This window comes from Candidatus Nitrosopumilus koreensis AR1, assembly GCF_000299365.1.
Lineage (GTDB): Archaea > Thermoproteota > Nitrososphaeria > Nitrososphaerales > Nitrosopumilaceae > Nitrosopumilus > Nitrosopumilus koreensis.
Genome location: NC_018655.1, coordinates 419,727 through 440,347, shown reverse-complemented (window position 1 = coordinate 440,347; position 20,621 = coordinate 419,727). Strand labels below are relative to the sequence as shown.

Sequence of the window (20,621 nt, the reverse complement as noted above, 5' to 3'; positions counted from 1 at the left end):
TTGGTCATTATTATTCGTAATTTGATGTTCTTTGGGCGTGAAATTTTCCACGAAACAAAAATGCCACAATTGCGGTTCCAACAAAAGGAGCAGTCCAATATAGCCATAAATCATCCAGTACACCAGAAAGCAGAGCAGGTGCCAAAGATCTTGCAGGATTCATTGATGCGCCCGAAATAAATGCTAAAAACAAAATATCCAATCCAACTATGCCACCAATTGCAACACCACTAAATCCTCTTAGTCCTTTGGTATACACTACATAGAAGATTACACCCATAAGCATAGCAGATGCTAAAACCTCAACTGGGAAAATTAATGATAATGAAAAATCGTAGTTTGGAGCATTGGCACCAAGATTTGCTTTGTCTCCAATGACGTTCAAAACAAATAGAGCACCTAATAATGCACCAATAATTTCTGCTGCAAAATAATAAACAACTTGAACTTTTGTAATGTGTCCTGTGATATAATATCCAATTGTTACTGCAGGATTAAAATGGGCTAGAGAGATTTTACCAAAAGAATACACACCAATTAGCAATGCAACAAATGGTGCTATTGCGGCAAATGGAATTCCCAATTCCCCGTCAAAGAATTCAGCATCAAAAACAATAGAACCTGTTGCAAACACAACAAGAATAAAAGTTCCAATTAACTCCACAATAAAAATTTGTAAATTAGAATAAGACATTGTTTATTTCTCAAGGGATTGGATTAATTGTAAAACTTTTTTTAAAATTTGATCGCGGATTTCTCTAACATCATCAATGGACTTTTCTTTAGGATCAGATATATTCCAATCAAGAACATCATCTACAAATAACGCAGGACATGATTCCTTATCCATACAACCCATGTTGATTGTTTTTGAAGAGTTTTCAATCATTTCGTTTGATAATGATTTTGGGGATTGTTGTGTCATGTCAATTCCAACTTCTTTCATTACTTGAACAACCATAGGATTCAGTTGAGAGGAAGGAACAGTGCCTGCACTAATTACATTGAATTTTGCAGGAGCATATTTTCTAAAAAAGGCTTCAGCCATTTGACTCCTACCAGCATTTTCTACGCAGACAAACAGTACATTTTCCATACTATCACATAAATATTAGTTTATATAAATTTAGATTGATATGAATGGAGTCAATCTCTTAAAATGTATCTGTGACGAGACTAGATTTGAGATTTTAGAATTATTGCAAAAAAATAAGGAACTATGCGTAAATGATTTTGTTGAAAAGTTAGAAAAAGATCAACCACTAGTGTCACACCATCTCAAGACACTCAAAAAGTGTGGAATTGTAAAGTCAAGAGATGAAGGAAAAAAGGCAATGTATGCAATTTCAAGCAATCAACTATCAGAACTCATATCAAATGTTACAAGTGCAAGCAAAAAGATTCCAGTTTTATGTTCAGATGATTCTTGTTGTTAAAATTTCTCAGGTCTTAGTACGCCAACATCACTAACATAAAGCACTATAGCAAAATTTGCAAAAAGAGTTCTAGATATTTCTTCTACAACATCTTGTAGTTTTTCTTCCCTCATAATCACTTCGACTTTAACATTCTTTTCATTTTTTAATCCCTGTCCACGTAAACCACGAGTGCCATTTCCATCAACTTCATATGTTGTATATCCAGTGATTTCATGTTTTTTGAGAATTTCAATAATATTTTCTTGTGCTAAAATCTCACAAGTGATTGTAAGCAGTTTAACATCGTATAGTTTCATGAAAATACCTCAGAGACATAATGGAATAAGTCTATCGCCCCTTCCCCAGTATGAACCATAGTAGATATGGCAAACAGGATGGGTAATGTGACAATGATATTGAATGGAAACGTTATTCCTAATGCGGATGTAATATACAAACTTGGTTTTGCTTGCGGAATTGCATGACGCAAAACTGCTGGGGCCGCAATAAATGATGCACTTGCCATCAACAATCCAAACATTACTGCCCCGCCTACACTTAATCCCAGTGCAGTTGAAACCAGAACACCAATTGTTCCATTGAATAACGGTATGACTATGGCAAATGCAGTAAGGAAAATGCCTACTTTTTTAATATCATCGAGTCTTTGACCAGCTATGATTCCCATTTCAATCATGAAAATCACTATTGCCCCAGTAAACATATCATCAAATACAATCTTGATTGACTCAAATCCTTCTTCGCCTATGATGTATCCAATCACGATACTGCCAAGAAGAATTACAATTGCTTTTCCAGTAATAGATTCATGCAGTACTTTAGAGAGTTTTGTCTTTGTTTGATTTAACCCAACATCAATTTCTACAGAATCATCACTTGCAAACGATTGTTTTTTTGCTTTGATCTGTTTTGATACTGCCATATTTGTCATAAATATTGCCAAAATGAATGCAAGAGGCTCCAACACTGCAAGAATTGCTGCAATATATCCTTCAGAAGTCACCCCATGATTTTTCAAAAATGATAACCCAACAGAAAAGTGTACTGCACCAACTGCACCATAAGTTGATGCAAGTGCATAAGAATCAAAGAGGTTGAATTTTCCCAGTCTTTTTAGAATTTGATAGTGATTTAATGTAAACAATAATGAAAGTCCAATTGCAACAAACATTGGAATTAACATGTTTTCAAATCCAGTATTTCTCATCTCTATTCCACCATGAAGACCAATTGCTGCAAGAAGATAGAGTGGTAAGAATTCAGAAATTGCCTCAGGAATTTTCAAATCAGATTTTATTCGTGCTGCAATAATTCCAAACAAGAAGAAGAGGATTATCGGAGTAAGAAGATTAGATTGAATTAGTTGCAGTATATCCATTTGAATATTTCAGCCAATTTTTGCTTGAATAAAAATTAAAAGAATTAGACAGATATGAAAAGATGAATCAAGTAAGTGAATCCAATTCCAAATGCCGCTGCACCAGGTATTGTGATAATCCATGCATAAATGATTTGTTTACCTACCTTCCATCTTACAGCACGTTTTCTTCTTGCAGCTGCTGAGCCCATGATAGTTCCAGTAATTGCATGAGTAGTACTTGCAGGAATTCCAAAATAAGCAAATATTGCAAGCATTAGACCACCACCAGTTTCAGCACAAAATCCTTGGTAAGGTCTTAATCTTGCAACTTTAACACCAAGTGTCTTGATTACTTTGTAACCTCCAAAGAAAGTTCCCAATCCCATTGCAGAGGCAGCAGCAAGAATCACCCAAATAGGCATTTCAAATCCATCTAGATATCCTGTTGAGACTAAAATCAAGACAATGATTCCCATGGTTTTTTGTCCATCATTTGCACCATGTGTCAAAGCAAACCAACCTGAAGAAATTATTTGTAATTTACCAAAAGTTTTGTTAACAATTGCAGGCCGCCTGCTTGCAAAGATTGTAATTATCAATCCAGTAAGTAATAAACCAAAAATAATGCCACCTATCGGTGCAATAACAATTCCTGCAAAAATTTTGGTCAACCCACCATAAACTAGTTTTTCAAAACCCAATCCTGCAATTCCTGCACCCATTATCCCACCAACAAGTGAGTGACTGTTTGATATTGGCAATCCAAAGTAAGTACAGAGTGTACTCCAAGTAATTGCACCTGCAAGTCCACCGATTATCATGTAGATTGTAATGTCATCCATACTGACAATTCCTTTTGCAATAGTAGATGCTACGGCAACACCAAAAATAAAAGGTCCAACAAAATTTGCGACAGCAGATAATGTGACTGCCTGAATAGGTTTGAGAACACGAGTTCCAATTACTGTTGCAACAGAGTTAGCAGAATCGTTGAATCCGTTAACAAAATCAAAGATTAAGGCAACGATTATTGCACCTATTGCTATCTCTAACATTCCAACACCTATGTGTATTTCAGAACAATATCTTCAACCACATCTGCTACATCAACACATCTATCAGAAGCAGTTTCTATGGATTCATAGATATCTTTTAGCTTTATGATATGGATTGCATCATTGCTTTCAAACAACTCTCTTATTGCATCTCTATAGAGATCATCAACCTTGTGTTCAATATCGCTTGTATTTCTACAGTGGTTGATCATGTCTTGAGGGTTTTTCATACGTCTTAGTTTTGATACCATGTATTGAACTTCTTTTGTAGCCTTAGAGAGTTCTTCAATCATGTCTTTAGTAAATGCAGGAGGAGTTTCAATTTTGTAGCTGTATAATCTAGCAGCAATTCCATCAATAAAATCAATAACATCATCAATTTTTGATGCTATTCTTTGCATGTCTTCACGATCTAAAGGAGTGATGAAGGTTTTGTTTAGTTCAGCAAAGATCTCACGAGTGTATTCATCGCCTTCGCTTTCTAGTCGACGAATTTTTTCCATTTTTTCTAAATTCCCTAAATCATTTAGATATTCAACCAGTGCTTCAGAAGTTTCAACTGCTTTTGACGCCAAATCATCTAGAATTTTTAGAATTTCATTTTCATTGGATTTTACCCAAGACAGCCATTGTCCCATGATACATGGAATATTGAATTAGTGTTAAGGGTAGTCAACATACAAACTATTGTTCTATATAGAAACACAATAGTTAGTAGAAAACAAGCTGATCGCAATTATAAAAATTCTAAAATGAAAAATAAAAGAAAAAAGAATCTACTGTTTGTAGAAACCTATACCCCAGTTTTGAGTATTTCTGAGATCTTTAGAACTTGTATTTTTTGCAGATTCTGTTTTGAACATTGCATCATAGATTGGATTGTTTGGAGTGTATCCTTGGCATTCAAAGTCAAAGATGTTTTCTAATACAAACTTGTTTTTGGTGTAACTCTCTTCATTGTTTGGATCTGTTTCAACAGTATAGTCAGTCACTCTACAGTTGGAATAATTGAATCCACGAATTACTTCACCATCAGATACAATTTCCACGTCAATATCTACAAGATCTTTTAGTGCAGTTCCGGCTACATTTTGGATTTTACGGTTGTCATCTACATGCTTATACAACATCGGATAGTCACCGACAATTCCTCTCAATTCCACTGTAGGTGCAACAGTTTTTCTTGTAAACTTTTGTGCAGCAACATCTTTGTCACCATTTTCATTATCAACATTTTCAGTTGAAGTCAACACCTCACTTTGCTTAAACATTGAGAACTCAATTGTCTCAATACCATTTGCAAAAGTAAATGTTGTAAACACATCTAATCCTTGAGCAGTGTTTTGCAGAGATTCTACATAGACATTTGAAAGTTGAGATACTTTCCAAGTAGGAGTATCACCTCGAAGTTCATCATAGTTCATGTTTACTGGTTTAAGTCCAGAACATGTGAACCCTAACTGATGAGCAATAACAAATCCACTCTTTCCAGTAAAGCCCTCTTCTTTGTCAGCCTTTGTGACAATCTTAGCGTCACTTACAATACATTCTCGGAAATTAAATCCTCGAAGAATATTCTCACCATTGACAAATTCTACTTTAACATCAAAATCCTCATTTGATGCATAAGAAGTTCCAGAAATTGCTCTTGAATTAGTAATTGCCTTGTACAGCAATGGATAGTATTCTAAAACACCCTCCACTTCAAATTCTGCAACAACATTCTCTTGAGATTCCTCATATGCTGAAACTAGATTAAACACAGGAAACTCTATTTTTTCTGCACCATTATCATACATGAAGGTTACAGAAGTTTTAGTGTTCTTTGCAAAAGTAAATCCAGAATCACCAAAATCAGTGAGAGAGTTAGTTGGCTTTACAAAGTCATTATTGGAATTTACACCACTACATACAAAATCTATCTTATCTACAACTGCGAATCCAACTTCTTGGAAATAACTTTCATAGTCATTAGAATCAAGTGTTTCAACCTGATAGTTATCTACTCTACAAGTGTTATAGTCCAATGATATTACAGATTCGCCATCTCTAACAAAATCAGCATCAACATCAAAGTATTTCATTTGATAATCAAATGCATTATTTGAAAATCGATATTTGTAAGCCTCATCCATTGCTTTGTGCAGTAATGGGGATTTGGAAACAATTCCTTCAACAGAGAAAGAAACCCCAGAGTCATCTACAAAATTTTCGCCCATGTTAAAGACAGGAAATGAATGTACTTCAACTCCATCTCTGAAGGTAAAAGTCAGTACAGGAGTGATATCTCCAACCATATCGTATCCTTCACTTTCCTCAGCAAATACGTTAGAATTTGCAAAGGTAGCAAAAGCAATCGTTGCAAGAATGCTAAACACTGCAATGCGTTGTACGTTTTTAATAGTCATTAACTTTCAGAAAAAAAAAATCATTATAAATCACATCCTCATTCTCTACCAATAAAACATGGTTCTATATAGAAAAGATCACAAAAAAATTCTAAATTAATAGAATAAAGATTAAGAGAAAAATATTCATTATAACTAAATGACGTTTTCTAGTGAATCATAACAGTTAGCACTATCAGAACTGCCATCAATTACATCAGAACCTCTTTATCTCAAAATGGTTTGTTGACTTCACGTGTAAACACATAGCTTGCAAGCCCAACCATCACCAATACAAAGACAACTATAATTCCAAGGCTGAGTAGTACAGACACCCCTCCTTCAGACACACCTGTCATCATCTCCCTTACAAGCAAAACAGTGTAGGTTACAGGGTTTAGTTTTGCGATAGTTGCAAGCCAGTCAGGAAGGAGCTCTAATGGGAATAATGCAGGACTCAGCATGAATAATGGCATACCAAGAAAATTAATCACACCCCAGAAAGTTTCTTGTGACTTTGCTGTAGCTGCAACAATCACAGATATTCCTGAAAATCCTAGAGAAAATAAAATTACAATTGCCATTATTGGCGCAATCATTATTGGATTTGGAAATGTAACACCTATTGCCAATGCAATTCCTAAAATCAAACTTGCCTGCAGTGCTGCAATCAAAGATATTGCAGACATCTTCCCAAGTGCAACAGCAGAACGAGAAATCGGAGATGTTAGAGCTTTGTTCATAAAACCATAACGCCGATCCCACAAAGTATTGACACCACCAAAAATGCTTGTAAAAATTGCAGTAAGAATAATGACACCAGGTGCCATAAACTCAATATATTCACCTTCAAATCCAACTGATTGAATTAATGGTTGAGTACCTGAGAATGTGTTTCCAATAACGATAATCCAAATTGCGGGTTGTATTAGTCTAATCAAAACACCACTACGGGATTTTTTGTATCTCTTTAGTTCCCTCCAAAAAATTGTATAAGTATCATACATCAAAGTATTCATGCGCGTAACCTCTTCATTTTTGCATGTTCTCGTTTTCGATTAAATGTAGAATCATCATCTCTTATTTCATGACCAGTATAAGATATGAAAACATCATCAAGTGTTGGTTGAGTTAATGAGATAGAAGTAATTTTAATTCCAATCTCTGAAGAAATTGAAAATATTTTAGGAATTACTTCAGTTCCATTTGATACAAAGAGGGTAAGTTTAGACCCATCTTCAGTAATTTTGTTAACAGATTCTATTTCGTGCAATTCAGACAAGAATGAATCTCGATTTTCATCGTTGTCAATCATAATTGAAATGACTTCATTGCCCATAGCATTTTTCATGTTTTCAGGGGAATCAATAACCTGAATTTTACCATCATCAATAATTCCAATTCTATCACATAGTTGATCAGCTTCCTCCATGTAATGTGTTGAAAGAAATATTGTCATATCAAACTCATCATGAATTTTTTTGATGTATTCCCAGATTTTTCTCCTAGTTTGGATATCAAGTCCCACAGTAGGCTCATCTAGAAACAAAACTTTTGGCCGGTGTAACAACCCACCTGCAATATCCAATCTCTTTCTCATTCCACCAGAATAAGTTACAACCGACTCATTCTGTTTGTCAGACAATTCAATCAAGTCTAAAACTTCATCTATTCTTGAATTAATCTCATTTTTTGGAATGTGATTAAGTTTTGCTTGCAACAAAAGATTTTCACGTCCAGTAAGATATTCATCTACAGTGGTTTCTTGTTGTACATATCCAATGTTTTCTCTAACCTTTTTTGCATCAGCCACAACATCACACCCAGAAATCAAAGCTTGACCAGACGTTGGTTTTAGAAGAGTTGTCAGAATCATCATAGTAGTGCTTTTTCCTGCACCATTAGGTCCAAGAAATCCAAAGATCTCGCCAGTTTCAACAGTAAAAGAGATATCATCTACAGCAGTTACATCACCAAATGATTTTGTTAGAGATTTTGTCTCAACTGAATACAATACATAGATCGCATTTTTCAATTATAAATTGCTAATTATTCAACCAACAATCAACAAAAAAATTTAAAGAGTAATTTCAGAGTTTTTTTATGAAAGGATTATGTCAGAAATGTCACTCATCAAATGTCGAGGTAACAGTACAAGAGGGAATTCCTGTTTGTGAAAACTGCGCCAAGAAGACAGAATAGCGGTATTTGAAAAAAAGAAATTAAAAAATCATTCAAGAGTCTTGAATTCTTCTTTAGTCATTCTTAAAATGATTTTTTCGCCAATTCCCCAAATTTCCGATTTGGACAGAATTTTAGAATGCATCAATCCATCAGACACTTCGATTGATTCTAATTCATTTGTATCAGGATGTCTATGCAATCTCTTTACTTTGCCAATCTTATGGCGGTCAATATCAGTTACTGGAATTCCTGTTCGGATAGGAGGTCTGCTAAGAAGTAGTGTCTCCTCAGCAAATTTGTCAATGTAATCTTCAGAGAGAAAATAGTCTTTGTTAAATCCCTGATGGATTGTAACTCCGGATACGACAAGCGTATCTTGGTTGATGTGAATATGTTTGACCTTGCCGTACTCTATTCCTTCTCTGTCTATGACTTTTTTTCCAGTAAAAGTATCTGCGGTTGCCAGATTTGATGGCATTCCTTCTAGTTTTACTGACATGACTTGAAATGTTCAGATTTGCTTATCATACCAAATATCAGAAATTTCTAGCAATGGGGTTAAATTACTTGACAGAAGAAAATCACGCATGAAGATTACAGAAGACCTGTTCAGGCCAGTTCTAATCACAAAGGGAAGAAAAACAGGAAAAGAGCACGCAGTAATGTTAAGAGCAGTGAATTATAATGGCAAAATCTATTTTTCCAGACACATGCCAGACGGAGACTGGTTTCAAAACGCAGTAACAAACCCTCGAGTCAAAATTCAATACAAGGATTCAATGTTTTTTGGACAAGCAAAACTAGTTACAGATGAAGAGTTGAGTAAAAAAATTTCTGAATTAAAATACCCCGGGGAGGAAAGAGCAAAAGAAAAAAGAGTTACAATAGAAGTAACTCTAGATTAATTAGATTTTTTGTACTTCCACACATAGTAAGCGGTCAATCCACCAAGAATCATTGTAATGATTACAAATGGAATAAACAGATCAATGCCAGAATCAAGTGTAGTTTCTGTAATGTCTAAACCGCCTTGTGCAAAATCTTGTGGTTCAGATTCTGCTACAGGCGCTGAAGCAATCATAGAACTGGCTGATTCATCAGCAGACTCTAATCGTTTGGATAATTCTTCAGGGGCAGTAAATTGTCTTGTGTCACTTACCGGTATTGGTTTTGTTTGCAATTGAGACAAAGACAACAATCCAGAAACGCCAGTTGCAATAGCAAATCCTGCTACTTTGTAGATGTGTCTAAAAGAGCGAACAAGTAATTTACTTTCTTTAGTTTTTTCAGAAAGTTTTGGAGGAACAATCACAATACTAAATTTTGTAGCAGAGTAAACTTTCATGTCCTGAGATTTGGAGTTTTTTTCAATCTTTGTAATCTTTACGACACCCAAATCTTGTAGTTTATTCAGATGGTATTTTACCAATTGTAGTGAGATGTCAGTTTTTTGTGCAATCTGATTTGCAGTTAATTCTTCATTAAACAGTAATTGTAATATTTCACGGCTAGAATCATTTGTAAAGAGCTCTCCAAATGACTTTATTTTTTCATCATCCGTAGCCAAAATTTTGATTTTTTCGGTCAATCCATCATCAGGGTTTTCAGCAGACATTAAGATGAATGATTAGAATCCCGAATATGTAAGTTGTTTGGTGAAATTTCAATTTCACTAATCCTTTTATCTTCAACTACCAAAGAATAGTAACCACTAAAACAAATGAATGAAAAAAGATGATGAAAATGAGCTCAAAAATAATAATTCCAATTGCAGTAATCGTTTCGGTAATAGTAACAGCAGGAGTCATGTATGCTATACCTTTTGACCAAGAACCCCAAATTAGAATAGTTACAGAGACCTTAGAACCAGAAGTTATCTATGTAGATAAATCAATTTCAGAGTTTTTTGATGGAACAAACGAGATAAAGAAAATAGCATCACAAGAAGAATTGGCATCCATACTTGAAGCATCATCAATGTTTGGAGGAGAAATATTCTACGATACCAGAGTTGTTAGAAACATGGCAATGGATGAGGATATGGTAATGTTTGAATCAGCAGAAAATACAGAGGCACCAGTTCCAACAGCAGAACCAAGTGTAGGAGACGGAGTTTCTAAAATGGGAGGAACCGACTACTCCACTACAAACGTCCAAGTGCAAAATGTTGATGAGCCAGATTATCTCAAAAACGACTCAAAGTACGTGTACATTGTTTCAAGAAACACACTTTCAATAATTGATGCATATCCTGCAGAAGACGCAAAATTAATTCTCAAAATCGCTCTAGATATCGAATCGCAATACATTCACAACATGTTCCTCAATGGTGACAGATTGGTGATATTTTACAATGGACAAAGCGATGAGGAAATAATACCACAGTTTGACTTTATTCCAAGACCTTCTTACAATCCAGTCACTCATGCATTAATCGTAGATGTATCAGACAAGGAAAATCCAATCATTCTCAAAGATTACTCCATTGATGGTCATTTCAGTGATGCCAGAATGATTGGAGATTACGCATATTTTGTTACAAACAGCTATGTCAATCACCAATATCCAAGACTACCAGTAATAATGGAAGATTCTGTAAGAATCATGACCCCAGATGCATTTTACTTTGACAATGTAGAAGAATTTTCAAACTTTAACACACTTACTGCAATTGATATATTTGGAGATACAGTAAATTCTGAAACTTTCTTGATGGGATATACTGGCTCATTTTATGTTTCAGAGAATAATTTCTATTTAACATATCAACAAAATATGCCATTTGGATTTTATGAAAATTCATCACGAGATAGATTCTACGATGTAATCGTACCATTGCTACCAAACAGCATTCAAGATCAGATTAAATCAATCCAAAATAATTCTTCATTGAATACATCAGAACAATGGGCAAAGATTTCTGAAATGATGCAGGACTCTTACAACAAGATGGACAAACAAGAAAGAGAAGAGTTGTTTGAGAAAATAAGAGAGGCATTAAACGAGTACGATGCAAAAATTCAAGAAGATACAAGAAAGACAATTATTCATAAGATTTCAATTGACGAAGACAAAATAGAGTATGTTGCAAAGGGAACAGTCCCAGGAAGATTGCTAAATCAATTCTCAATGGATGAGTCAGGAGATAGATTCAGAGTTGCAACCACCACAGAATACTACATTCAACATGAAGGAACAGTCAGATCAAATGCAGTATATGTCTTAGATGAGCAGTTAAACATAGTAGGAGAACTTGAAGACATTGCACCTGATGAGAGCATATTTTCATCAAGATTCATGGGAGACAGGCTCTATTTGGTAACATTTCAGCAAATTGACCCATTCTTTGTAATTGATTTATCAACAGACACACCAAAAATACTAGGAGAATTAAAGATTCCAGGATTTTCAAACTATCTTCACCCATATGATGAAGAACATGTCATAGGAATAGGAAGAGATACTAAAGAAACAGACAATGGAAGAGTTCAGCAATTGGGTGTCAAAATCGCATTATTCAACGTGGCAGATGTAAGTAACCCCAAAGTTGTAGATGACTACATAATTGGAGACAGTTCCACTCAATCAGAAGCATTGCACAACCACAAGGCATTCTTTTTTGATAAAACAAGAAATGTTTTATCCATTCCAATAAGTGCAGATGTTAAAAGCCTAGACGACATTACAAGCTCCAAAATGTTTGCACCAGACTATAACAGATGGAGTGGATTTTACGTTTTGATTTGGATAAGACAAACGGATTCGATGCAAAAGGAACAATCACCCATTCAGACAATGACTGGAGATACTATGGAATGAATGATGCAAGGACGTTTTACATCGATGATGTGTTGTATACAGCATCACAAGGATTTTTGAAGATGAATTCCTTTGAGGATTTGAATGAAATCAATTCAATAAAACTAGAAAACACTGGCAAGTTTATTGATTATCTAGAAGAGCCAGCAATGGAATCAGAGATGCAGCCTGTTAGATAAAATTTCCAAATCAAACAATGTGTACTATTGTGCTTAGGCCTCTTTTTTCAGTTTCAACGCCGTTCTCCATCTCATAAACTGTAACTGTAAAGGAAATAACGTCTCGTTGTTTTGCATTTTCTGCACGTAGTTTTAGATGAATATCCATCAAGTCAAACTCTTCAGTAGGTAGATTGGATTCATCAATGTATGCCCCACAGGTAGACTCTACACGGAATCGGTCATCTTTGAAATGATAGCCAAGTTTTACCTTTCGTCCCTCTCTTCCACTAGCCTTTACATTGACATCAATTATGCCAGGTTTTGCTTCAGTATAGCTTGCAGTTTTGTTTACAAACACTCCAATTTGGAGTGGTTTTCCAGCAGTGGATTCGGCCATCTTTTGAATGCCGTCATTCATCACAACATCAACTGCAGGGATTGATTGTGCAACCTTGGCAATCCAAGTATTTGTTTTAGTGATAGTTGCACGAATTCCACTTCTTCGTATTTTGTCCTCATCCTCAGGCAGTTTGTAATAATCAACCCAAGCCTCGTAGTCGTGGGAGATGTCTTCGATAAAGTCCATACAGGTTCTCTGGTAGGAATTCACATCAGTTGTTCTCTCAGACTCATCGCCAGTTCTCATAGAATCACCAGTGGGCATTGCCATGATCTAAGCCATTCAAAGTCATAAAAAAACCAATCTGGGAAAAATTAATGGTTATAATAGGAATTTCTTTTTAAAATAACCATGATATTTTCAGAATTGATTTCAGATCTTCAAGATGCATTGAAAAAAGACTTGGCACAGATAAGATTCCTCTTAAAAAAAAATCCGGCAATGGGATATACTAGAATTGTAGATATTGGAAAAGAGGTAGGCAAAAAATACAACATCAAACTTGTGGTAAATTTTCCAAAAGAGGGAAGAATTGAAGAATTTGAGATGTATGGGAAAAGAGATTTGAGTTTGATTGTAGACTATGAGAGAAAGAGATTCCCAATAGACCGTCAACAAATCAAGCAAAAAGCATTAGAGTTTCTAGGAGATGTTAAGACCGAAGATGCATACATGTATGAGAACAAAGAAGGGGTCAGAGTTTTTGGAGAAAATTGGAAGATAGATATTTTGCCGCACTCAGTTCACATATGGACAGAATTTGATGAAAAGGTCACAGCGTTTTGTGATTGGCTGATGGAAAACGCATATCAGATGAAAAAGAAATAATCTACAGGCTTTCTAGTTCCTCAAGCAAGTCTTGGGCTTCAGAATTTTTTGCGTCTACTTTTAGAATTTGCTTGCAGCAATCTATTGCTTCGTTTTTTTGCTCCAAAGCCAAATGTACATTGGTTTTGAGAGTAAGTGTCTCAACGTCATTTGGATCTAGTTGGAATGCCTTTTCAAAATAAGGCAGTGCTTTTTTTGCATCATCTACTATAAAGTAGACACTGCCCATAATGAACATAAAATCATGATCATTAGAATATTGAGATTCTAAACTTTTTCCAAGTTTAATCGCTTCCCCGTATTCACCATCTTTTAGTAATTTCTTTATCTGACGTTTAGGGTGTTTGAAAAGACCGACCATTATTCTTCAAAGATTTTTCAGAGGATCACAATTTGAATGTAGACAATTAAGAAGAAATTTTCATAATTCCTTCTTTAATTAAGAATTGGATTCCTTGAACAAACGAGTTATCGTCAATTGCACCATCTGCCCACCATGCAGCGTTTTGTTTAATCCAAGAAGGGATTTCATTAGAAGAGCCAGTTCCTTGTGCAGTTGGTGGAATCTTCATAATTCCTTCTTTAATTAAGAATTGGATTCCTTGAACAAACGAGTTATCGTCAATTGCACCATCTGCCCACCAACCAGCATTGTTCTTTATCCATGCAGGAATTGCTGTTGTGGGTTGTACGTCCGGAATAACACTCCCATCAGCAGGATACACAGTTAGTGGGATTTTCAAATAATCAGTAGCGGTCGAGGGGGCAATTCCTTCAGGTGCGAGACCATAAATCCAAATAACATAATTTACAGTTCCAGGCTCTTCTTCAACTATCATATCAATAAGATGTTGACCAGATGGGGAGTAGAGGTACTGCCGACCTTCTTCTTGTGCAAGAGATCTCAAAGGAGTCAAATTATCATCTACAACTAAGACATCAAACTGAACCTGATTGAGATATTCAGTGTCATCATATTTGCTGATGAATTCTATCAGCCATTGCATTTCACATCCTTGAACAGGATCTTCAGGACCGTAAAATGCACGTACTTGGTAAGAGAAGTTCTTTGTGGGTTTTTTCACACTAGACGTTCTTTCAAAATCAGTTTCACATCCTTGTGCTTGAAAAATATCAGCAGTTGAAACTATTCCTTCAAAAGGACTGCTGGTCACGTTTTCTTTATAGTCCAATAATTCAAATTTATATTCAGTTGGAGGAATTCCTTCTGAAACATGAGTCAAAGTAAGAGCCTTTACAGGAAATGGAAATTCATCTACAATCCAAACTTTACTAGAATAACCACCAGTCTTCCATCCAATTAAAACAGTATCCCAAGTTCCAGATGGAACAGTGACTGTTTCAAGTGCAAGTGGAAGTACTTGTTCACCACCAATGTTTCCAATTTTTCCCCAAGAGGCAGCACTGAATGCTTTTGGACCTTTGCCACCGGCACTTCCATCAGCAGTGGCAAACGCAGATAGCCATGCTATTGAAGACTTGAATGCACCACGATAGACTCCTAATGACTCACTGCCACCAGTTGGTTCAGGGGCAATTTTTCCCAATTCCATTTCACCAACAATTACCTTGTTGCCATCATAAACAACAACTTCAGCTAGCCATTTTGTTTCACTGCCAACTTGTCTGTCTCCTTTGATCCACATATCCAATTCAAATTGGGCACATTCCTTGTAATCTACATGACACATTTTATATGAAAAATAATCTCCTTTTTTGAGACCTTCACCAACGTACCATGTTCCTTCTTTGTCAACACCACCTGCAGAATTGAATTGTGCAGATGCAGATGGCAACAATGCAGTACCTAAAAGAAGTCCCATAATTATTGGAAATATTAGAAATATTGTTTTCAAATCTGAAAAAAAATGGGCAAAACGGATAGTTAAACGTTATTCAGCCTAGTTCAAATAAGCAAATATAGAGGAAAATTTAGAGGGTGACTAGACATGTGTGAATGCCCAAAAGTTCACTTGTATGAAGTTGAATTCAAGTTAGATGGAATGACTGTTGTCCCAACCCACAAAAATTGCGGATTTGCACTAGATTCAAAACAAAACGACAAGTTCCAAAAAGAATTGGTGAAATCGTGGGGTTTTGAGGAAGACGAAGAATAATTTTAAAAATAAAAGAAAAAATTGGAAAAATCCAATTACATGTCTTTAGTAGCTTCTTTACAAACGTCAGTGTTACATTTGCAATCTGCACTACAGATGCAATGACCTTGCATTGCACAATCACATGCATAATCAGGATCGCCGCTATCAGCTTCGCATCCACATGCTTGATCTGTCATGACAAATCATAATCTTACTTATTTTAAAAGGTTAGTACAAAAGGATAGAAGTTATTGTTTCAAGCCTGCGGCAAGCAAGACATTACAAGAATTTTGAATAAGATCAGCCTGTTGTAGCAAGACATTAGAGTCAGCCTCAATATCAAATGCAGTTTTTAATACATGGATTAGATCAGGGTTCCGGGTTAGCGTATCTTTGATTTTTATGAAGTTATCCTTGTTGATGTAACCTAGGTAAAAATAGCAATCAGAGATCATTGAATTTTTTACAAAATAGTCATACTTTCTTTGAATAATTTGGGAAGAGTCGTTTTGATTAACCATATCATTAAATCCAATAGTGGATTTTACCATACGTTCCAGCAGAACAAGCGTGGCCCTTTCTATACCAACTGTCTGAGTTACAACAGAGATGTGCTCATTAACAGGAGTTTTTTTTAAGTCTTCTCAGAGAGTTAAGCATGTGTGTAGGTCCTAGTCGTTGATTATTCAATGATGCAATTGCATCAGCCAAATAAAATGACGCACATTTTTGCCAGCATGGAGAAAATTCATTGGAATTATCAATTGCTTCTTTGGTCTTTTGGCAACAAAACATCGATTCTATCAAGGAGTTTTTAGCGAAGTCAGCAAACAAAGAGGATCGTTTTTCTTTAATTTTTGATAAAAACATACGAAGTTCCCAAGAGTCATCTTGAATGATTTTCAGATCATCATATTGCAAGAGTTTTTTTGAATTTGTTTCAGAAAATGTCCCATGATGAAGTACAATATAGTCATCATCAATTTGCACGATTTGATCAGGAATCGATTGTTCATCAAAAACTATAACATCGTATCCACATGAATCAAAAAAGTTCTCAGAAATTCTACACCCCCCTAAACCTGCAGGAAAATCAGATAACTCTAGTCTTTCAGCAAGTTTTTTCAAATCCATGTTAAAATGATATTACGAGATTTTCTATAAATGGCCAAACTTACAAAGTTTAACAAATTCATGTAAAGTCAAAACCTTTCCTTTAAATTGAGATGAGAGTTGTTTCCGATTAAGCTCCTATAGTGTAGTCCGGTTAAGCATACAGCCCTCTCAAGGCTGTGACCCGGGTTCAAATCCCGGTGGGAGCATTGTCATTCTGGTTTAATACTCTGCCAGTATATCATATACTAGAATGTCAAAACAGCACATTTCAAGCCCAAAGCATTGCTCGATCAGATTATACAATTATGACAAGATTATCACCAGAACCTTTGCATTGATGGAAAAAGACCTGAGTCAAAACAACGTAGAATTAATCAAGAAATTTGACCGGGTCTTGGTAAACGAATCACTATCAGATGCAAGACGCTCAAAGGTTCTTGGAACAATACTTAGTCTCTCAAGAATGCTAAACAAAGATTGGATTGATGCAAGCAAAGAAGACATGGAAGAGCTTGTTTACAATTTTAACAAAAAATTCAGCAAAGGCGGACAAGAGACAAACACAACTGCAGACCACAAAAAAATTCTAAAGAATTTCTACAGATGGATAAAACGTGGTTCAAGAGACCAAAAACAAGTTGGAGATCCTACAGAGACTTCATGGATTCGTGTCAGAAAACCAAGAGAGAACCTGACTGCAGATATGCTAATCACAGAATCTGAAAAGAATTCGTTACTGAAAGCATGTGGAGAGAATCTTAGAGACAGAGCGTTTGTTCATACGTTTTCAGACTTGGCTTGCAGACCAGGGGAAATCTTGAGTCGCCAAATAAAACACGTAAAGTTTGATGATAGAGGTGCAATCATTGTAGTTGATGGAAAGACAGGTCCAAGACCAGTAAGAGTGATAGAGTGTGTGCCAGACTTGGCATCATATTTTGACAAACATCCAAACAACTCTGATCCTGAAGCACCATTATGGATTGCAATGGATGACAAAAAGTATGGAGAGGCATGGTCGTATGCTGCAATGAGAAAAAGATTACAGAGAATTTGCGATGTTGCGCAAATCCACAAAAGAGTTTGGCCAAATCTATTTCGTCATACAGGAGCTACTAGAACTGGAATGTTTCTCACAGAATCACTTCAAAAGAAGAGATACGGATGGTCATCAGGCTCAAAAATGCCTGGAAGATACGAGCACATGATGAATTCAGATGTAGAAGAGGCCATGTTCAAGCACTATGGCATGTCAAGTTCCAAAGGAGTGGATTTGGTCAACAAGCCAAGAATCTGCAAAATTTGTGATGTGCCAAACTCCTATGATGCCAAACTTTGTTCTAAATGTGGAAAGCCTCTAAGTTTGAAGACTGCAATAGAGAAAGAAGAACAAGAACAAATTGAGAAAAAGCAACTTGAAGAAAAGATCAAGATTCTAGAGGAAAAACAGGTGAAACTAGAGAATAGTCAAAAAGAGTATGAAGCAATCAAGCCAGACTTGGATAAAATGGTCATACAATACTTTGAAGATCTTGGAGAAGATTTCTTTAGAAAAGTATTTTCAAAGAAACTCGCAAAAATTAATTTATAAAAAATCAAGGCATTATTCCATCGATACGTTATCGATGGACATCTTTTTCATCAATGGTATCGATAAAAAAAGATACAAAAAAGACGGATTTCATCGATGGGATGGTATCGATGAGATGAAAATAGTATCTTTTGGGCATAGATAAGCAAAAGATGAATCAAGATTAGACCACCTATGAAATGATGAATATAAACAAAATTTCATGTTTTGAATCAAAAAAATAATTTATAAATTATTTTGAATTTTTTATAAATAATTTTTCTATCTTTTGCCATCTTTTAGAAGGATGGAAAAATTGTTAGGCGTGAATTTTTTTCATCGTACCTATAGATGCAAAAAAGATGATAAAAAAATGTAAGAAGATAGTATCTTTTGTTATCATTGATTAAGAAAATACCATCGGTAAAATCAAGGCTAATTCTATCAAAGATGATGAAAATACCATCGATGATACCATCTAGATGATAAAAGATGGATATCGATGACTCTTTTTTGAAGAAATTTGAATTAACATTGTAATCTATATGAGAGATTCAGACTATTATCAAAACTAATCCGACCGTCTGAGTGCTTATAACGGTTGAAAAAGAAGATCCCAGGTTAAAGTTCAGTATAGTGATATACAAAAACGTGGATTATAGAAAGATGTTGTTTAAAGCAGATCATATGTTTTGAACAATTTTTTCAACTTTATCTATTCCTGAACGTGTTATTACATAACCTGAATCACTTTCATGTACAAAATTTTTTTGTTTTAAACTTCTCAAGGCAGAAGTGGCTAATTGCTCATAACTCATTTGAAGTGTAGAAATTAATTCATTTTTAGTCATACGTTTACCTTTTACATAGAGAGTTATCAAAATTTGATCAGGATTTTTTAATTTTCTATGAATGATTATTGTTCCATCTTCAAATTCTTCAACTAAAGGAATTTTTTTTCTATAATATTTTGAATTAAATTTGCAACATCATTTTGAGTACCTTTACATTTTAACAAGACAAATTGGGAAAGAATATAATCTGAAAGAGAAGTTACAAATAAACTATCAACATAATCAGGATCAATAGCTTTCACGTGTGCACCTTTTTTTTTATTACGAATTGTGTAAATTGTTTTTGCCGCATGTGGAACAGCTAATAACAATATTTCATCTTCAGGATTAGGTTTAGATTTTTGTATACAATCTTTATAAAAATTATCAAAATGAATATTATTTTGATTTATCGGAGATTGTTCATATAGTTCTTTCAATATTGCGACAGTATACTCAGAGAAAAGACCACAGTTTGAAATACAAGTATTCCATTGTTGTTTTAGAAATTCATTTTTAATTTTTTTGTATTCATCCAACCAATTGTTGAGAAGACTTTTACTTACGCCTAATTTATTTAATTGTGATACAATTATTTTTGAATCGAGAGTCATTTCTATTGTGAAAGTTCAGAAAGAGTTTCAAAAGCTTTTTGGATTCCTTTAGTCGTAATACGATACTCTTTTGATTTTCCTTTTCCTTTTGAAATAATGAACTCATGATACTTCTTTTTTTGTAATGTAGTAGACAAATTCCTTGTATTGATTCCATATCTAGACATTGGAAAGCCAAGTTTCACATTTGAAACATAGTCCATATTTTTACAAATTTTCCAAAATGCAAGAATCATTAATGAACAATAGAAGTATTGGTCAGCTATAGAATCACCTTTTACTCTAAGTAAAATTAATTGATTTTTTTCAAATGTTAAAACATTCAATAAAGATTCTTTGTCCAATCCACTTTTTTCAGATAATATACTCAAAAGGTCATCATCATAGCCTGTTCCTGAGCCTGTTCCTGAGCCTGTTCCTGAGCCTGTTCCTGAGCCTGTTCCTGAGCCTGTTCCTGAGCCTGTTTTCAAGGTGGTATTTGACAGATTATTCAAAATTATCTTAAAAGCCTCTATACGATATTTCTCATCCTCAATAGATTGAGTGGATTCTATAGCAATTGCAATATTCTGTTTAATTTCATCAATTTTGTCCATGTTAATTTTTCACACCATCATTTATTATTATTTTCTTAAAGCATACTTCCATTTACCTTCATCCCTGATCCGCGTAAGTATTTTAGAGGATACCAAAAACCTCAATCTTTTATCAACAGATTGAATAGTATGAAAATAA

Annotated in this window: 25 protein-coding genes, 1 tRNA gene and 1 pseudogene; 7 read left to right on the top strand and 20 right to left on the bottom strand. The window is 34.9% G+C overall.

From position 1 onward, the window contains the following. Positions 1–10 precede the first annotated feature (10 nt). Both NKOR_RS02505 and NKOR_RS02500 read right to left on the bottom strand, forming a co-directional pair. Complete coding sequence (locus NKOR_RS02505) at positions 11–694, bottom strand: MIP/aquaporin family protein (protein ID WP_016939606.1); 684 nt, start codon at positions 692–694, stop codon at positions 11–13. A gap of 3 nt (positions 695–697) precedes the next feature. Beyond that, entirely contained in the window at positions 698–1,096 is a 399-nt protein-coding gene (locus NKOR_RS02500; protein ID WP_014962789.1) for an arsenate reductase ArsC, read from the bottom strand. Positions 1,097–1,136: 40 nt separating this feature from the next. On the opposite strand from NKOR_RS02500, the gene NKOR_RS02495 reads away from it, so the two are divergent. After that, positions 1,137–1,436, top strand: coding sequence for an ArsR/SmtB family transcription factor (locus NKOR_RS02495; RefSeq protein WP_014962788.1), 300 nt, complete (start codon positions 1,137–1,139; stop codon positions 1,434–1,436). Here the strand turns inward: NKOR_RS02495 and NKOR_RS02490 are convergent. The 8 genes from NKOR_RS02490 to NKOR_RS02455 form a co-directional block, all read right to left on the bottom strand. Then, positions 1,433–1,735: a P-II family nitrogen regulator gene (locus NKOR_RS02490; protein WP_014962787.1), complete on the bottom strand. Its 303-nt coding sequence runs from the start codon at positions 1,733–1,735 to the stop codon at positions 1,433–1,435. The two genes, NKOR_RS02495 and NKOR_RS02490, sit on opposite strands and share 4 nt — an antisense overlap. Further along, positions 1,732–2,817 (bottom strand): sodium-dependent bicarbonate transport family permease, encoded by a 1,086-nt coding sequence (locus tag NKOR_RS02485; protein ID WP_026089947.1) that lies wholly within the window; start codon positions 2,815–2,817, stop codon positions 1,732–1,734. The genes NKOR_RS02490 and NKOR_RS02485 overlap by 4 nt, the downstream gene beginning before the upstream one ends. A 44-nt stretch (positions 2,818–2,861) precedes the next feature. Further along, complete coding sequence (locus NKOR_RS02480) at positions 2,862–3,854, bottom strand: inorganic phosphate transporter (RefSeq protein WP_014962785.1); 993 nt, start codon at positions 3,852–3,854, stop codon at positions 2,862–2,864. An 8-nt stretch (positions 3,855–3,862) separates the two neighbouring features. Next, the gene (locus NKOR_RS02475) at positions 3,863–4,492 is read right to left on the bottom strand and encodes a DUF47 domain-containing protein (protein WP_014962784.1); all 630 of its coding nucleotides are present in this window, start codon (positions 4,490–4,492) and stop codon (positions 3,863–3,865) included. Positions 4,493–4,630: 138 nt separating this feature from the next. Beyond that, a complete protein-coding gene (locus NKOR_RS02470) occupies positions 4,631–6,262 on the bottom strand; it encodes a hypothetical protein (protein ID WP_014962783.1) in 1,632 nt (543 codons plus the stop codon). A gap of 212 nt (positions 6,263–6,474) precedes the next feature. After that, the gene (locus NKOR_RS02465) at positions 6,475–7,260 is read right to left on the bottom strand and encodes an ABC transporter permease (RefSeq protein WP_014962782.1); all 786 of its coding nucleotides are present in this window, start codon (positions 7,258–7,260) and stop codon (positions 6,475–6,477) included. Beyond that, positions 7,257–8,255, bottom strand: a complete 999-nt coding sequence (locus NKOR_RS02460; protein ID WP_016939605.1) for a daunorubicin resistance protein DrrA family ABC transporter ATP-binding protein — start codon at positions 8,253–8,255, stop codon at positions 7,257–7,259. The genes NKOR_RS02465 and NKOR_RS02460 overlap by 4 nt, the downstream gene beginning before the upstream one ends. A 216-nt stretch (positions 8,256–8,471) precedes the next feature. Next, a complete protein-coding gene (locus tag NKOR_RS02455) occupies positions 8,472–8,924 on the bottom strand; it encodes a PRC-barrel domain-containing protein (protein ID WP_014962780.1) in 453 nt (150 codons plus the stop codon). A gap of 88 nt (positions 8,925–9,012) precedes the next feature. On the opposite strand from NKOR_RS02455, the gene NKOR_RS02450 reads away from it, so the two are divergent. Next, entirely contained in the window at positions 9,013–9,330 is a 318-nt protein-coding gene (locus tag NKOR_RS02450) for a nitroreductase/quinone reductase family protein (protein WP_014962779.1), read from the top strand. Here NKOR_RS02450 and NKOR_RS02445 read toward each other — a convergent pair. Beyond that, positions 9,327–10,040 carry an ArsR/SmtB family transcription factor gene (locus NKOR_RS02445; RefSeq protein ID WP_014962778.1) on the bottom strand — a complete coding sequence of 238 codons (714 nt, stop codon included), beginning with the start codon at positions 10,038–10,040 and terminating at the stop codon, positions 9,327–9,329. The genes NKOR_RS02450 and NKOR_RS02445 overlap by 4 nt on opposite strands. Before the next feature lie 119 nt (positions 10,041–10,159). Between NKOR_RS02445 and NKOR_RS02440 the strand changes: the two are divergent. Next, a pseudogene (locus tag NKOR_RS02440) lies at positions 10,160–12,423 on the top strand (beta-propeller domain-containing protein). A 10-nt stretch (positions 12,424–12,433) separates the two neighbouring features. Here NKOR_RS02440 and NKOR_RS02435 read toward each other — a convergent pair. Continuing rightward, positions 12,434–13,075, bottom strand: a complete 642-nt coding sequence (locus NKOR_RS02435) for a hypothetical protein (RefSeq protein ID WP_014962775.1) — start codon at positions 13,073–13,075, stop codon at positions 12,434–12,436. Between the two features lie 81 nt (positions 13,076–13,156). Between NKOR_RS02435 and NKOR_RS02430 the strand changes: the two genes are divergently transcribed. Further along, positions 13,157–13,633, top strand: a complete 477-nt coding sequence (locus tag NKOR_RS02430; protein WP_014962774.1) for a hypothetical protein — start codon at positions 13,157–13,159, stop codon at positions 13,631–13,633. A gap of 1 nt (position 13,634) precedes the next feature. Here NKOR_RS02430 and NKOR_RS02425 read toward each other — a convergent pair whose 3' ends face one another. Continuing rightward, complete coding sequence (locus NKOR_RS02425; protein WP_014962773.1) at positions 13,635–13,994, bottom strand: tetratricopeptide repeat protein; 360 nt, start codon at positions 13,992–13,994, stop codon at positions 13,635–13,637. 46 nt (positions 13,995–14,040) lie between these two features. After that, complete coding sequence (locus tag NKOR_RS02420; protein ID WP_014962772.1) at positions 14,041–15,477, bottom strand: hypothetical protein; 1,437 nt, start codon at positions 15,475–15,477, stop codon at positions 14,041–14,043. Between the two features lie 126 nt (positions 15,478–15,603). Here NKOR_RS02420 and NKOR_RS09905 point away from each other — a divergent pair, with 126 nt between their 5' ends. Continuing rightward, positions 15,604–15,771 (top strand): hypothetical protein, encoded by a 168-nt coding sequence (locus NKOR_RS09905; protein ID WP_016939603.1) that lies wholly within the window; start codon positions 15,604–15,606, stop codon positions 15,769–15,771. A gap of 35 nt (positions 15,772–15,806) precedes the next feature. Here NKOR_RS09905 and NKOR_RS09900 read toward each other — a convergent pair whose 3' ends face one another. The 3 genes from NKOR_RS09900 to NKOR_RS10275 form a co-directional block, all read right to left on the bottom strand. Continuing rightward, complete coding sequence (locus tag NKOR_RS09900; protein ID WP_014962771.1) at positions 15,807–15,950, bottom strand: hypothetical protein; 144 nt, start codon at positions 15,948–15,950, stop codon at positions 15,807–15,809. A gap of 51 nt (positions 15,951–16,001) precedes the next feature. Beyond that, positions 16,002–16,304: a hypothetical protein gene (locus NKOR_RS10280; RefSeq protein ID WP_014962770.1), complete on the bottom strand. Its 303-nt coding sequence runs from the start codon at positions 16,302–16,304 to the stop codon at positions 16,002–16,004. A 67-nt stretch (positions 16,305–16,371) separates the two neighbouring features. Beyond that, on the bottom strand, positions 16,372–16,887 hold the full coding sequence (locus tag NKOR_RS10275) for a hypothetical protein (RefSeq protein ID WP_014962769.1): 516 nt from the start codon (positions 16,885–16,887) through the stop codon (positions 16,372–16,374). Between the two features lie 113 nt (positions 16,888–17,000). Here NKOR_RS10275 and NKOR_RS02410 point away from each other — a divergent pair. Both NKOR_RS02410 and NKOR_RS02405 read left to right on the top strand, forming a co-directional pair. Beyond that, positions 17,001–17,075, top strand: a tRNA-Glu gene (locus NKOR_RS02410). 44 nt (positions 17,076–17,119) lie between these two features. Then, a complete protein-coding gene (locus NKOR_RS02405; protein ID WP_014962768.1) occupies positions 17,120–18,460 on the top strand; it encodes a tyrosine-type recombinase/integrase in 1,341 nt (446 codons plus the stop codon). 662 nt (positions 18,461–19,122) lie between these two features. On the opposite strand, the gene NKOR_RS09895 is transcribed toward NKOR_RS02405, so the two are convergent. The 3 genes from NKOR_RS09895 to NKOR_RS02395 all read right to left on the bottom strand — a co-directional run bounded on the left by NKOR_RS09895 (position 19,123) and on the right by NKOR_RS02395 (position 20,482). Continuing rightward, positions 19,123–19,290: a hypothetical protein gene (locus NKOR_RS09895; RefSeq protein WP_016939891.1), complete on the bottom strand. Its 168-nt coding sequence runs from the start codon at positions 19,288–19,290 to the stop codon at positions 19,123–19,125. 92 nt (positions 19,291–19,382) lie between these two features. Further along, the gene (locus NKOR_RS02400) at positions 19,383–19,886 is read right to left on the bottom strand and encodes a hypothetical protein (RefSeq protein WP_014962767.1); all 504 of its coding nucleotides are present in this window, start codon (positions 19,884–19,886) and stop codon (positions 19,383–19,385) included. A gap of 2 nt (positions 19,887–19,888) precedes the next feature. Beyond that, the gene (locus tag NKOR_RS02395) at positions 19,889–20,482 is read right to left on the bottom strand and encodes a hypothetical protein (RefSeq protein WP_014962766.1); all 594 of its coding nucleotides are present in this window, start codon (positions 20,480–20,482) and stop codon (positions 19,889–19,891) included. Positions 20,483–20,621 lie beyond the last annotated feature (139 nt).

Coding starts and splice junctions, on each gene's coding strand:
- NKOR_RS10280 (WP_014962770.1), bottom strand. CDS start 16,304: ATGGTAAAATCCACTATTGGATTTAATGATATGGTTAATCAAAACGAC.
- NKOR_RS09905 (WP_016939603.1), top strand. CDS start 15,604: ATGTGTGAATGCCCAAAAGTTCACTTGTATGAAGTTGAATTCAAGTTA.
- NKOR_RS02490 (WP_014962787.1), bottom strand. CDS start 1,735: ATGAAACTATACGATGTTAAACTGCTTACAATCACTTGTGAGATTTTA.
- NKOR_RS02505 (WP_016939606.1), bottom strand. CDS start 694: ATGTCTTATTCTAATTTACAAATTTTTATTGTGGAGTTAATTGGAACT.
- NKOR_RS02420 (WP_014962772.1), bottom strand. CDS start 15,477: ATGGGACTTCTTTTAGGTACTGCATTGTTGCCATCTGCATCTGCACAA.
- NKOR_RS02450 (WP_014962779.1), top strand. CDS start 9,013: ATGAAGATTACAGAAGACCTGTTCAGGCCAGTTCTAATCACAAAGGGA.
- NKOR_RS09895 (WP_016939891.1), bottom strand. CDS start 19,290: ATGACTAAAAATGAATTAATTTCTACACTTCAAATGAGTTATGAGCAA.
- NKOR_RS02495 (WP_014962788.1), top strand. CDS start 1,137: ATGAATGGAGTCAATCTCTTAAAATGTATCTGTGACGAGACTAGATTT.
- NKOR_RS02500 (WP_014962789.1), bottom strand. CDS start 1,096: ATGGAAAATGTACTGTTTGTCTGCGTAGAAAATGCTGGTAGGAGTCAA.
- NKOR_RS02480 (WP_014962785.1), bottom strand. CDS start 3,854: ATGTTAGAGATAGCAATAGGTGCAATAATCGTTGCCTTAATCTTTGAT.
- NKOR_RS02430 (WP_014962774.1), top strand. CDS start 13,157: ATGATATTTTCAGAATTGATTTCAGATCTTCAAGATGCATTGAAAAAA.
- NKOR_RS02485 (WP_026089947.1), bottom strand. CDS start 2,817: ATGGATATACTGCAACTAATTCAATCTAATCTTCTTACTCCGATAATC.
- NKOR_RS09900 (WP_014962771.1), bottom strand. CDS start 15,950: ATGACAGATCAAGCATGTGGATGCGAAGCTGATAGCGGCGATCCTGAT.
- NKOR_RS02475 (WP_014962784.1), bottom strand. CDS start 4,492: ATGGGACAATGGCTGTCTTGGGTAAAATCCAATGAAAATGAAATTCTA.
- NKOR_RS02455 (WP_014962780.1), bottom strand. CDS start 8,924: ATGTCAGTAAAACTAGAAGGAATGCCATCAAATCTGGCAACCGCAGAT.
- NKOR_RS02400 (WP_014962767.1), bottom strand. CDS start 19,886: ATGACTCTCGATTCAAAAATAATTGTATCACAATTAAATAAATTAGGC.
- NKOR_RS02425 (WP_014962773.1), bottom strand. CDS start 13,994: ATGGTCGGTCTTTTCAAACACCCTAAACGTCAGATAAAGAAATTACTA.
- NKOR_RS10275 (WP_014962769.1), bottom strand. CDS start 16,887: ATGGATTTGAAAAAACTTGCTGAAAGACTAGAGTTATCTGATTTTCCT.
- NKOR_RS02445 (WP_014962778.1), bottom strand. CDS start 10,040: ATGTCTGCTGAAAACCCTGATGATGGATTGACCGAAAAAATCAAAATT.
- NKOR_RS02405 (WP_014962768.1), top strand. CDS start 17,120: ATGTCAAAACAGCACATTTCAAGCCCAAAGCATTGCTCGATCAGATTA.
- NKOR_RS02465 (WP_014962782.1), bottom strand. CDS start 7,260: ATGAATACTTTGATGTATGATACTTATACAATTTTTTGGAGGGAACTA.
- NKOR_RS02395 (WP_014962766.1), bottom strand. CDS start 20,482: ATGGACAAAATTGATGAAATTAAACAGAATATTGCAATTGCTATAGAA.
- NKOR_RS02470 (WP_014962783.1), bottom strand. CDS start 6,262: ATGACTATTAAAAACGTACAACGCATTGCAGTGTTTAGCATTCTTGCA.
- NKOR_RS02435 (WP_014962775.1), bottom strand. CDS start 13,075: ATGGCAATGCCCACTGGTGATTCTATGAGAACTGGCGATGAGTCTGAG.